We start from the raw sequence: 11,342 nt of genomic DNA, 5'->3' as shown, positions 1-11,342 counted from the left end.
AGAGGAAGCGAAATGGCACGAGTAGCGATCGTGACGGGTGGTACGCGGGGCATCGGCGAGGCGATCAGCGTCGCGCTGAAGGCGGATGGCCTCATCGTCGCCGCCAATTACGCCGGCAATGACGAGAAGGCGCGCGACTTCACCGCGCGCACCGGCATCGCGGCATTCAAATGGGACGTCGGCGATTTCGACGCCTGCGCCGAGGGCGTGAAGGCGGTCGAGGCCGCGCTCGGCCCGGTCGACGTGCTGGTCAACAACGCCGGCATCACCCGCGACGGCACGCTGCTGCGCATGAGCCGCGAGATGTGGGAGGATGTGATCCGCATCAACCTGGGCGGCTGCTTCAACATGGCGCACGCGGTGTTCCCGGGCATGCGCGATCGCAAATGGGGCCGCATCGTCAACATCGGATCGATCAACGGCCAGGCCGGCCAGTACGGCCAGGTGAACTATGCCGCCGCCAAGTCCGGCATCCACGGCTTCACCAAGGCGCTGGCGCAGGAGGGCGCGCGCGTGGGCGTCACCGTGAACGCCATCGCGCCGGGCTATATCGACACCGACATGGTCGCCGCCGTTCCCGCCGACGTGCTGGAGAAGATCGTCGCCAAGATCCCGGTCGGCCGGCTGGGCCATGCCGAGGAGATCGCGCGCGGCGTGGCCTTCCTCTGTTCGGAGAATGCCGGCTTCGTCACTGGATCGACCATGTCGATCAACGGCGGCCAGCATATGTACTGACGAAAACGGGGCCGGCTCCGCTGGGAGCCGGCCCCGAACCCTCGATACGCCACGCGAGGGGATACGCTTACAATGATCGTAACCTAATCGGGTTCCGCTGATCCTTCCCTGAATGCCGCCGTAAGCCGCGGTTCATCTTCCTCCGTGCGGCGCGCGCTGCGCCGCCAGAGCAGGTTCCGATCCGGCCGCGCCGGTTCGCCGCTCCCTTTTCCTTTGCTTGCCGCGATTTCCGGGCCGCTGGCGATTCCACCCGGCTGGAAATCGCTTTAGGGTCGCCCGGATGCGTCGCGCCGCCGCCCTGATCCCGCTTATGTTCCTGCTGCTGCTGCTCCCGTCGTCTAGCTGGCTGCAGCGGCTCACGCTGGGGCCGGTGGCGCAGATGCGCGCGATACCGGTGCCCTTCGATCCGGGCGATCCCGCGCGCGTGCGCACCGGCGCTCTCACCTGGCTGGGCGGCGTGGCGCTGGAGAGCGAGGACCCCGCCTTCGGCGGCTTTTCCGCCATGTCGGTCGATGGCGACCGGTTCACGCTGGTCAGCGACGGCGGCAATATCGTCCGTTTCCGCATGGGTGCGGACTGGCAGCCGCGCGCGGTGGAATTCGCCGATCTGGCGGAAGGCCCCGGCACCGGGCTGGGCAAGGCCGATCGCGACGCCGAATCGATGGCACGCGATCCGGCGACCGGGCAGGTCTGGATCGGCTATGAAAGCTATAACGCGATCTGGCGCTACGGCCCCGATCTGGCGAAGGCACAGGCGCATGCCCGCCCGCGCCCGATGGCCGGATGGGGCTATAACGGCGGGATCGAATCGCTCGCCCGGATGCCCGACGGCAGCTTCGTGGCGATCGCGGAGACCGAGCCGGGCGGGGCGGGGGGCACGCGCGCGGGCGTGCGCTTCCTTGGCGATCCCGCCGATCCGCGCACCCGCGCCTATCGCTTCGCGCTGGTGCAGCCGGAGGACGGATATAATCCCTCAGACGCCGTGCCGCTGCCCGATGGGCGGCTGCTGGTGCTGTTGCGCAAGCTTTCGCCCGAATCGCTGTTGCGCTTCACCTTCCGCGACCTGTTCTCGGCCAAGTTGCTGCTGGTGGAGCCGCGCGACATCCGGCCGGGCGCGCGTGTGCGCGGGATCGATCTGGCCACGATCGGGCCGCCGCTGACGCGCGACAATCTGGAGGCGCTGGCGGTGGCGCGCGAGGGCACCGATACCGTGCTGTGGATCGCCAGCGACGACAATCGCGCCTTTTTCGAGCGATCGCTGCTGCTCAAGTTCCGGCTGGACCTGCCGCCGCGCGCGCCGGCGAAACCGGTCAAGCCCGCCGCCCGGGCTCCGTAGCGCCGATCCCGCGCCAGGGCGCGATATGCCCGAATCCGCCAATGCGAACGGCCCGCCCTTCTGCCGGAACGCCCGATGCCGGTTGGCATGGGAGATTCGGGCAGAAGGGCGGGCCGGTTCGAATCCGGCAGGCCGGCGGCTCAGGCCGCGACCGACGCCTTCTTGACTTCGCGCTTCAGGCGGCGCGCACGCAGCGAAAGCTGCTCGTCGCGGGTCTTCAGCAGCCAGTTGTCCAGGCCGCCGACATGCTCCACCGAACGCAGGCCGTGCGTCGAAACGCGCAGGCGCACGCTCTTGCCGAGCACGTCGGAGATCAGCGTCACATTCTGCAGGTTGGGCAGGAACGTACGCTTGGTCTTGTTGTTGGCGTGGGAGACATTGTGTCCCACCTGCCGGCCCTTGCCGGTCAGCTCGCAAATGCGCGACATCGGTTCAGTCCTGAATCGAGGGCCCCGGAAGGCCGGAAAGGCCGCGCCGATAGCCGTAATGGGACGGGCCGTCAACCGATTCACCGTTTACCGTGCAACCAGCATGGTGAATACGGCGTTCATTGCGCAAGCGATTCAGTGGAGAGCCGGACGATGCGTATTTTGCTGGTATTGATCGGGTTGCTCGCGCTCGCGGCTGTGGTGCTGTTGTCGATCGGCATGCTGCGGGTGGAGTTCCCCAAGGAAGGGATGATGCCGCGGGTGCGCTTCGACGTGCAGGCCGGCCGGCTGCCCGAGGTGAAGACGGGTACGATCGAGATGGGCACCACCAACGCCACCTTCGCCGTGCCGACCGTCGAGATGCGCAACACCACGGTTTCGCTGCCGACGATCGAGGTGAAGAAGGCCCCGGCCGAAAGCGCCCCGCCCGCCGAGAAGAAGTGATTCGCCCGCCGCGCGCGCCGGGCATGGCCCGCGCCGCGCGGCTGGTGCATTGAGGCGCGCATGTTCACCCTGCCCGAGCCGATGCGCCTGGCGCTGGACGCCGCCGCCGATGCCGCGATTCGCGGCGAGGTGCCGGTGGGCGCGGTGATCGTGCGCGACGGCGCGGTGATCGCCACCGCCGCCAACGCGCCGCGCGCGCTGGCCGATCCCACCGCACATGCGGAGATGCTGGCGATTCGCGCCGCGGCCGCCGCGCTGGGGCGCGAACGGCTCGACGATTGCGATCTGTGGGTTACGCTGGAGCCGTGCGCGATGTGCGCCGGGGCGATCGCCCATGCGCGGATCGCCCGCCTCTATTACGGCGCCGCCGATCCCAAGGGCGGTGCTGTGGAGCATGGCCCGCGCTTCTTCGGCCAGCCCACCTGCCACCACCGGCCCGAGGTCTATCCGGGCATCGGCGAGCGCGATGCGGCGGACATGCTGCGCGGCTTCTTCAGGGACCGGCGGGGGTAGCGGAGCGGCTGGCGCCGCGACAAGCGGACCGTGTGTGACCAAAAGCCCGTTTTCCGGCACTCCCTGGTTGTTAAGCCTGCGCAACTCCGGCTAAGAGGGGCCATCCGGCGATGGACCAGATGCCTCCCTTTCCCTGGATCGATGTCGTCATCATCCTCGCGCTTGTCGCGCTGAACGGCCTGTTCGCGATGAGCGAGCTGGCGATCGTCTCCGCGCGCAAGGCGCGGCTGGAGGCGATGGCCCGGGCGGGAGGCAGGGGAACGGGCGCGCGCGCGGCGATCACGCTGGCGGCCGATCCGGGCAAGTTCCTTTCCACCGTCCAGATCGGCATCACGCTGATCGGCATTATCGCGGGCGCCTATTCGGGGGCCAGCCTGGGCGGGCCGGTGGCGGCGCGGCTGCACTGGCTGGGCGTCGGCGCCGAGCTGGCGGAGACGCTGGGCTTCACGCTGGTGATCGGCATCACCACCTTCGCCAGCCTGGTGATCGGCGAGCTGGTGCCCAAGCAGTTTGCGCTGCGCAGCCCGGAGCCGATCGCCGCGATCATGGCGGTGCCGATGCTGTGGCTCAGCCGGATCACCGCGCCCTTCGTGTGGCTGCTCGATTCGACGAGCGCCGCGATCTTCCGCCTGCTGCGCATGGAGCGCGAGTCGGAGAATCGCGTCACCGCCGAGGAGCTGCACCTGCTGGTGGCGGAGGCGAGCAAATCGGGCGTGATCGAGGAACATGAGCGGTCGATCATCTCCAGCGTCGTCCGCCTGGCCGACCGGCCGGTGCGCGAGGTGATGACGCCGCGTACCGAGGTCGACTGGCTGGACGTGGACCTGGACGATGCCGGTATCCGCGCCGCGCTGCTGGAAACGATGCACACCCGCCTGCCGGTGGCGGAAGGATCGGTGGATGCGGTGATCGGCGTGGTGCAGGCGCGCGACATCGCCGCCGCGCTGTTCCGCGGCGAGACGCTGGACCTGCGCAAGCTGATGCGCCCCGCCCCCGTTCTGCCCGATCAGGTGGACGCGATGGACGCGCTGGGCGCGCTGCGCCGCGCCCAGGTGCCGATGGGGCTGGTGCATGACGAATACGGCCATTTCGAAGGCATCGTCACGCCGATGAACCTGCTGGCCGCGATCGCGGGCGAACTGGCGTCGGATCGCGACCGGGGCGAAAGCCCCTATGTCGTCGTGCGCGAGGACGGCTCGCTGCTCGTATCCGGCCAGATGCCGGCCGACGCGCTGGCCGAACGGATCGGTATCGAGCTGGACGAGGATCGCGATTTCGCCACCGTCGCGGGGCTGGCGCTGGCGGTGCTCAAGCACCTGCCCGAGGAAGGCGAGCATTTCGTCCAGCAGGGCTGGCGTTTCGAGATCGTCGACATGGACGAGCACAAGATCGACAAGTTGCTGGTCGGCCGCGCGGGATAGCCGCCGCGGCCACGCACCGGGAGCGGGGGGGCGTGGCGATGGTTTTTGAAGCAGGGGTTTCGCGGGGCCGGGTGGTCCTGTTGCTGGCGGGGGCGCTGCTGTTCGTCGCGGCGGGCATCTGGTTCGTCTATGATCCGGAAGCGATATCGGCCGGATCACGCTTCCTGCGCGATCCGGGGCTGGTGGAGCTGCTCGGCTGGGGGGCGATCGCCTTCTTCGGCCTCTGCGCGGCGGTGGCGGTGCGCCAGTTGTTCCGCACCGGCGTGGTGATGCGGATCGCGCCGGAAGGGCTCTATTGGCGCCGCTGGTCGGAGGAGACGATTCCCTGGAGCGCCTTTGACAGCGCCGCCTATGCCACGATCCGCAGCCAGCGGATGCTGACGCTGTGGTTGCGCGATCCCGACGCCTACCCGTCCTCGACGCTGCTCGGCCGGCTGGCGGGCGCGAACAAGGCACTGGGCTTCGGCGACGTCACGCTGACCGCGCAGGGGCTGAGCCAGGGCTTCGACGCGATGGCCGGGGCGGTGGAGGCCAACGCGCCGGAGCTGTTCACCGAAGGCTGATCGCCAACGGGGCGAGACGCCGCCCTCAGGGCGTGCCCGCCGACCGGATCACAGCTTGCCGAACTTCTCCTCGAATCCGGCGATGTCGCCGGCGGCGAGAAGCGCGGCCTGTTCCACCCAGCGATCACGGTGGATGCGGCCCTGGAAATCGCCCAGGCGCGAATCGAGCGCTTCCTGGTCCTCGGGCGACAGCGCGGCGATCTGCGCGAAGCTGCCGATCCCTACGCTGTTGAGCCGCTCCGCAAGGCGCGGGCCGACACCCTTCATGCGGGTGAGGTCGTCCATCGCGGCGGGCGCGGGGGCCGGTGCGGGCGGCGGCGGAGCGGGGGCCGGGGCAGGCTCGGGCGCAGGCGACTCCGCGGCCGGGGCTGGCTCCTCGGCCGGGGCTGGCTCCTCGGCCGGGGCTGGCGCTTCCGCCACGGGCTCGGCGGCCAGTTCGGCCACAGGCTCCGGCGCGGCTTCGACCACCGGCTCGGGAGCGGCCTCCACCACGGGCTCGGGCTCGGGCGCAGGCGGCGGGGGAGGAGGGGGCGGCGGCGGAGGGGGAGGCGGCGGTACTGCCGCCGCTGCTGCTGCGGCCGCTGCCGCCTCCGCTTCGCGTTCGGCGCGATATTCCTCGATCTGGCGCTGGATCTGGCGGCGGCGCAGCAGCGATGCCAGCGCCCACCACAGGATCAGCACCGCAAGCAGCCCCGCCCCGCCAAAGATGGCGATCGGCAGGGTGAGCCAGTCCGGCCCTCCCGCGATGAGCGGCGTCGTCGACTTGAACAGGTCGGTCATGGCGCCCTCCCGACGCAACTGCTGTGATTTCCCCGTTAACTATTTAACGCGGCTTTTCCCGCCGCGTCCAGCGCGTCGCGCACCCAAGCGGCCATCAGTTGTGCATCCGCGAGACGTTTGGGCTCGCCGGGCGATCGATCACGCGGTCTCGCGCGCGATTTCGCGCCAGCCGATGTCGCGGCGGCAGAAGCCGCTGGGGAAGTCGATCGCGTCGACGCCGCGATAGGCCGCCGCCTGCGCCGCGCGCACGTCCGCGCCCGTGCCGCACACGTTCAGCACGCGCCCGCCGCTCGCCACCAGCCGTCCGCCGTCCATCCGCGTTCCGGCATGGAAGACATGCGCACCCGCCGCCTCGGCCGCGTCGATTCCCGCGATTTGGCCGCCGTTCTCCGGCGTGCCCGGATATCCGCGCGCCGCCATCACCACCGTCAGTGCCGTGTCGTCCGTGAAACCGGCGGCGCCGCATTGCGCCAGCGTGCCGCGATCGGTGGCCAGCATCAGCGCCATCAGGTCGTTGTTCAGCCGCAGCATCAGCACCTGGCATTCGGGGTCGCCGAAACGGGCGTTGTATTCGATCAGCTTCGGCCCCTCGGTGGTGAGCATCAGCCCGGCGTAGAGTACGCCCTTATAGGGCATGCCGTCGCGCGCCAGCGCGGCCACGGTGGGCTTCACGATCTCCGCGATCGCCCGCGCTTCCAGTTCGGGGGTCAGCACGGGGGCGGGGCTGTATGCGCCCATGCCGCCGGTGTTGGGGCCGGTGTCGCCGTCGCCCACGCGCTTGTGGTCCTGCGCCGATCCGATGGTCAGTATGTCGCGCCCGTCGGTCAGCACGAACAGGCTGGCCTCCTCGCCCTCCAGAAATTCCTCGATCACCGCGCTGGCGCCCGGGCCGGTGAAGATCGCGGCGACCGCGGCCTCCGCCTCGGCCATCGCCATCGCCACGGTCACGCCCTTGCCCGCGGCCAGCCCGTCGGCCTTCACCACCACCGGGGCGCCGAACCGCGCCAGCGCCGCGCGGGCCTCCACCAGCGAATGGGCGTGGACATAGCCGGCGGTCGGGATGCCCTCGCGCGCGCACAGCGCCTTGGTGAAGCCCTTGGACCCTTCGAGCTGCGCGGGCGCCTTGTCCGGGCCGAACACGCCGATCCCGGCGGCGCGCAGGCTGTCGCCCAGCCCGTCGACCAGCGGCGCCTCCGGCCCGACGACCACGAATTCCACCGCGTTCGCGCGGCAGAAATCCGCCACCGCGCCATGATCGGCCAGGTTCAGCACGGCCAGCTCCGCGTGCTGCGCGATCCCCGGATTGCCGGGCGCCGCCCACAGCTTTTCGACCAGCGGCGATTGCGCCAGCTTCCACGCGAGCGCATGTTCGCGTCCTCCCGATCCCAGCAGCAGGACGTTCATGCCCGATCCCTTCTCCGACGACGCACCGGCGCGGCTGGTAGCGGAGGAGCGCGCGGGGGACAATTCCGCTGCGTTCACCGTGAGCGAGGTTTCGCAGCGGCTGAAGCGGATGGTGGAGACCAATTTCGCCCATGTCCGCGTGCGCGGCGAGATTTCGGGGTGGAAGCGCGCCGCATCCGGCCACGCCTATCTGGCGCTGAAGGATGCCGATGCGGTGATCGACGGGGTGATCTGGCGCGGCGTGGCCGGCGCGCTGCCCTTCGCCCCGCAGGACGGGATCGAGGTGATCGCCACCGGCAAGCTGACCACCTATCCCGGCCGTTCGAAATATCAGATCGTGATCGAGCGGATGGAACTGGCGGGCGAGGGCCAGCTCATGGCGCTGCTCGAAAAGCTGAAGGCGAAGCTGGCGGCGGAGGGGCTGTTCGATCCCGCGCGCAAGCGGCCGCTGCCCTATATGCCGCGCGTGATCGGCGTGGTCACTTCGCCCACCGGCGCGGTGATCCGCGATATCCTGCATCGCCTGGCGGATCGCTGTCCCAGCCATGTGATCGTCTGGCCGGTGCTGGTGCAGGGCGATGGCGCGGCGGCGCAGATCGCGGGGGCCATCCGCGGCTTCGACGCGCTGGCGCACGGCGGGCCGGTGCCGCGGCCCGACCTGCTGATCGTCGCGCGCGGCGGCGGTTCGATCGAGGACCTGTGGGCCTTCAACGAGGAAGCGGTGGTGCGCGCGATCGCCGATTGCCGCATCCCCACCATCTCCGCCGTGGGGCATGAGACCGACACCAGCCTGTCGGACTTCGCCGCCGACCTGCGCGCGCCGACGCCCACCGCGGCGGCGGAGATCGCGGTGCCGGTGCTGGCGGAGGTGGCGAACAATGTCGCCACGCTGGGGCTGCGCGCCGAACGCTGCGCGCGCCGCTACCATGAGCGCGCGGGCGAACGGCTGGCGGCGCTGGAGCGGGTGATCCCCCGGCGCGACGCGCTGCTGGGGCCACAGCGGCAGAAGCTGGACGATCTCGCCGGCCGGCTGGGCCTGGCGCTGGAACGGCGCGCGGTTGCGGCACGGACCCAGCTCGATCGCGCCGGAGCCGCGCTGCGCCCCGCGATGCTGACGCACCGGCTGGAGGCCGCGCGCCAGCGGCTGGACGGCGCATCGCGCCTGCTCGACGCCGCGCATCCGAACCGGCCGCTGGAAAAGGGCTATGCCTGGGTCCAGGCGCGCGGGGGCGGGCGCGTGATCGCCACCGCGGCGGCGGCGCGCGCGGCCCAGGCGGTGACGCTCCACTTCAGGGACGGCATGGTGGACGTGCGGGTTGAGCGCACGGGCGGCAGATCCTATGCTGGCGACAAGCCCGAGCAGCCGAGCCTGCTCTAGCGGATCGCCGCTCCACCTCTCCTGGGATTGCGCAAGATGCTGATGTCCAACTCCACCCGCGCCGCCCGGCTGCACTTCATGGCCAATGGATTCCGGGTGCTGACGCCGGGCGATCACGTCGTCTGCGCGATCACCGGCGAGCGTATCGCGCTGGATGAACTACGCTATTGGAGCGTTGCGCGGCAGGAGGCCTATGCCGGCGCCGATATCGCGCTGAAGGCGCTGAACGGAGCGGGTTGATGGGCCGGTTGCTGCGTGTTCCCGCGGCCGGCGCCGCGCTGTTCGTCCTCGCCACCATGGTCCCCGCGCCGGAGGTGCCGCCTGCGGCGGCATCCGCGCCGGCCGCGCCTGCTGCCGCGGCGCCCGGCCGCTTCGCGCTCGCCGGCAAGCTGATCCAGGGCGGGCTGGCCAGCGGCACCGTGCCGCGCGGCACGCGGATGCTGACGCTGGAAGGCAAGGCGATCCCCTTCGCCTCCGACGGCCGCTTCATCATCGCCTTCGATCGCGACGCCCCCGCCTCTGCGCGGCTGGAGGCCGCGCTGGCCGACGGCACCACCGTCAGCGAGACGCTGGCCATCGCCCCGCGCGCCTGGGACATCTCGCGGCTGGACACGCTGCCCAAATACCCCGTGCCCCAGCCCGAGTTCGAGCGCACCCGCCCCGGCGAGCTGGCACAGATCACCGCCGCGCGCAGCAAGGAGACCGACGCCGCCGGATGGCGCCAGGATTTCCTGTGGCCGGTCACCGGGCGCATCTCCACGTTGTTCGGATCGCAGCGCGTGTACAAGAACGGCGAGGCGGGCTCCTATCACTCCGGCATCGACATCGCCCGGCCTACGGGCACGGTGGTGCTGGCGCCGGCCGACGGCGTGGTCGTGCTCGCCGCCGCCAAGCCCTTCACGCTGGAGGGCAATCTGCTGATGATCGATCACGGCATGGGGCTCAACACCGCCTTCATGCACCTGTCGCGGATCGACGTGACGGTGGGCCAGCGCGTGCGCCGCGGCCAGCCGGTGGGCGCCGTGGGAATGACCGGCCGGGCGACCGGCCCGCACCTGCACTGGAGCCTCAAGTGGCGCGACGCGCGGATCGATCCGCTGCTGGTCGCCGGACCGATGCCGATGGCGGATTAGGGTATCGCGCATCAAATCCGAGTGGCATTCTCCGGGAGATTGAACGCGGTTTTATGGTGAGGCGGGACGGCTGTGCCCGGGGCGGCGGCGTTGGTCTTCTTCCATTTGAATCACGCGAAGGCGCGAAGGCGCGAAGAAAGTTTTTGGTCCGGGCAGAGGCGCACAGGGCGCGGGGAGATATTGGCCGCGATAGCGATCCCCCATCCAAGCGCCGCCGCGCGCGAGCTATTGGAAGGACGCCTTCGGCGCGATCAGGCGACGCATCTCAGCGCCCCTACGCGAACAAATTCTCTTCAAATCTTAGCGCCTTCGCGCCTTCGCGTGAAACATAAACCAAGCCGGAACGGCCCGGCGCGCATGGGTCAGATTTGACGCACCCTGCTGTGGAGCCAACCCTGTTTCGCTGCCCATCCAACGGCGCCGCGTGTCGCCGGAACCTCGGGCTGCTCCGCCCAGGCTTCAGTTCACCCGTTCGACCCGGATCGCGATCGCGCCCCTGAAGCGTGCGAAATAGCTGCCCATCGCGCCCTTGGTCAGCGTCACCGCGGTGCCGGGCTTGACGCCCACCAGCGCGCGATCGTCGGTCTGCACCCATCGCGCGCCGTCGGTCACGGTGAATGCGACGCGCCCGTCGCCGCGGCGTGCGATCACGGTGACGCTGGTGTCGATCTGGTCGATATCCGCATCGGGCACGCCATCGCCGAACAGGCGGATCTTCGGCAGCTTCAGGCCGAACACCGATCGCTTGGCCTCCTGCACCTGCTCGCGATCGACGACCACCACCTCGCGCGCCTTTTCCGCGCTGTCCAGCTCGGCGACGGCGGTGTCGTAACAGGCCAGCCGGGCGGCGGCATCGGTGATCTTGCGGCAGTTGACGACATCGTCGAGTCGCTTCGACCGGTCCTGCGCCGCGGCCGGTACCGCGACTGCGAGAAACGGCAGCGCGGCCGCAGCCAGCCATAGCCCGCGAAGGGCGGCTGCCGTGGGACGCTTGTCGGACATAACTCGTTCTCCTGCGCACAGTTGCGACCCGCGCAGGCGGCGAGTCAAGTGTCCGTTTCCTTGCGAAAACGTTGCCGCTGTGTTGCACAAAAAGCATAGTGCCGAAGTGATTTATCCAGGCCACACACAAACGATTTACACTGGTCGAAACGAAGTGCTTTCTCCCGCGATCCGGCGCCCCTGCGGGCGCCTGGTATTCAGGGAA

General features: G+C 69.9%; 13 protein-coding genes. 9 read left to right on the top strand and 4 right to left on the bottom strand.

Going from position 1 to position 11,342, the window contains the following annotated elements; translation table 11 throughout:
- Positions 1 to 12: 12 nt before the first annotated feature.
- The gene (gene phbB, locus OM513_RS13955) at positions 13 to 735 is read left to right on the top strand and encodes an acetoacetyl-CoA reductase (protein ID WP_264945082.1); all 723 of its coding nucleotides are present in this window, start codon (positions 13 to 15) and stop codon (positions 733 to 735) included.
- 280 nt (positions 736 to 1,015) lie between these two features.
- Positions 1,016 to 2,071, top strand: coding sequence for an esterase-like activity of phytase family protein (locus OM513_RS13950; protein WP_264945081.1), 1,056 nt, complete (start codon positions 1,016 to 1,018; stop codon positions 2,069 to 2,071).
- A 140-nt stretch (positions 2,072 to 2,211) separates the two neighbouring features.
- Here the strand turns inward: OM513_RS13950 and rpmB are convergent, their stop codons facing one another.
- Entirely contained in the window at positions 2,212 to 2,499 is a 288-nt protein-coding gene (rpmB, locus tag OM513_RS13945) for a 50S ribosomal protein L28 (protein WP_264945080.1), read from the bottom strand.
- A gap of 153 nt (positions 2,500 to 2,652) precedes the next feature.
- On the opposite strand from rpmB, the gene OM513_RS13940 reads away from it, so the two are divergent.
- The 4 genes from OM513_RS13940 to OM513_RS13925 all read left to right on the top strand — a co-directional run bounded on the left by OM513_RS13940 (position 2,653) and on the right by OM513_RS13925 (position 5,440).
- Positions 2,653 to 2,943: a hypothetical protein gene (locus OM513_RS13940; RefSeq protein ID WP_264945079.1), complete on the top strand. Its 291-nt coding sequence runs from the start codon at positions 2,653 to 2,655 to the stop codon at positions 2,941 to 2,943.
- Positions 2,944 to 3,024: 81 nt separating this feature from the next.
- The gene (locus OM513_RS13935) at positions 3,025 to 3,456 is read left to right on the top strand and encodes a nucleoside deaminase (RefSeq protein WP_264945313.1); all 432 of its coding nucleotides are present in this window, start codon (positions 3,025 to 3,027) and stop codon (positions 3,454 to 3,456) included.
- Between the two features lie 110 nt (positions 3,457 to 3,566).
- Positions 3,567 to 4,877, top strand: a complete 1,311-nt coding sequence (locus tag OM513_RS13930; protein ID WP_264945078.1) for a hemolysin family protein — start codon at positions 3,567 to 3,569, stop codon at positions 4,875 to 4,877.
- Between the two features lie 38 nt (positions 4,878 to 4,915).
- The gene (locus OM513_RS13925; protein ID WP_319951620.1) at positions 4,916 to 5,440 is read left to right on the top strand and encodes an STM3941 family protein; all 525 of its coding nucleotides are present in this window, start codon (positions 4,916 to 4,918) and stop codon (positions 5,438 to 5,440) included.
- 48 nt (positions 5,441 to 5,488) lie between these two features.
- On the opposite strand, the gene OM513_RS13920 is transcribed toward OM513_RS13925, so the two are convergent.
- Complete coding sequence (locus OM513_RS13920; protein ID WP_264945075.1) at positions 5,489 to 6,220, bottom strand: helix-hairpin-helix domain-containing protein; 732 nt, start codon at positions 6,218 to 6,220, stop codon at positions 5,489 to 5,491.
- A 138-nt stretch (positions 6,221 to 6,358) separates the two neighbouring features.
- Positions 6,359 to 7,624: a phosphoribosylamine--glycine ligase gene (gene purD / locus OM513_RS13915; protein ID WP_264945073.1), complete on the bottom strand. Its 1,266-nt coding sequence runs from the start codon at positions 7,622 to 7,624 to the stop codon at positions 6,359 to 6,361.
- Between purD and xseA the strand changes: the two genes are divergently transcribed.
- The 3 genes from xseA to OM513_RS13900 are packed head-to-tail and all read left to right on the top strand — an operon-like array spanning position 7,623 to position 10,135.
- Positions 7,623 to 9,002, top strand: a complete 1,380-nt coding sequence (gene xseA / locus OM513_RS13910) for an exodeoxyribonuclease VII large subunit (protein WP_264945072.1) — start codon at positions 7,623 to 7,625, stop codon at positions 9,000 to 9,002. The two genes, purD and xseA, sit on opposite strands and share 2 nt — an antisense overlap.
- Before the next feature lie 36 nt (positions 9,003 to 9,038).
- Complete coding sequence (locus OM513_RS13905) at positions 9,039 to 9,242, top strand: DUF2093 domain-containing protein (RefSeq protein WP_264945070.1); 204 nt, start codon at positions 9,039 to 9,041, stop codon at positions 9,240 to 9,242.
- Entirely contained in the window at positions 9,242 to 10,135 is an 894-nt protein-coding gene (locus tag OM513_RS13900; RefSeq protein WP_264945068.1) for a M23 family metallopeptidase, read from the top strand. Before OM513_RS13905 ends, OM513_RS13900 begins: the two co-directional genes overlap by 1 nt.
- A 459-nt stretch (positions 10,136 to 10,594) precedes the next feature.
- Here OM513_RS13900 and OM513_RS13895 read toward each other — a convergent pair whose 3' ends face one another.
- Positions 10,595 to 11,137, bottom strand: a complete 543-nt coding sequence (locus tag OM513_RS13895) for a hypothetical protein (RefSeq protein ID WP_264945067.1) — start codon at positions 11,135 to 11,137, stop codon at positions 10,595 to 10,597.
- Between the last annotated feature and the right edge of the window lie 205 nt (positions 11,138 to 11,342).

The sequence above is a fragment of the Sphingomonas canadensis genome (genome assembly GCF_026013525.1).
Taxonomy (GTDB): domain Bacteria; phylum Pseudomonadota; class Alphaproteobacteria; order Sphingomonadales; family Sphingomonadaceae; genus Sphingomonas; species Sphingomonas canadensis.
Note: the sequence above shows the minus strand (reverse complement) of the source record. Positions and strands in the feature narration are given on the sequence as shown.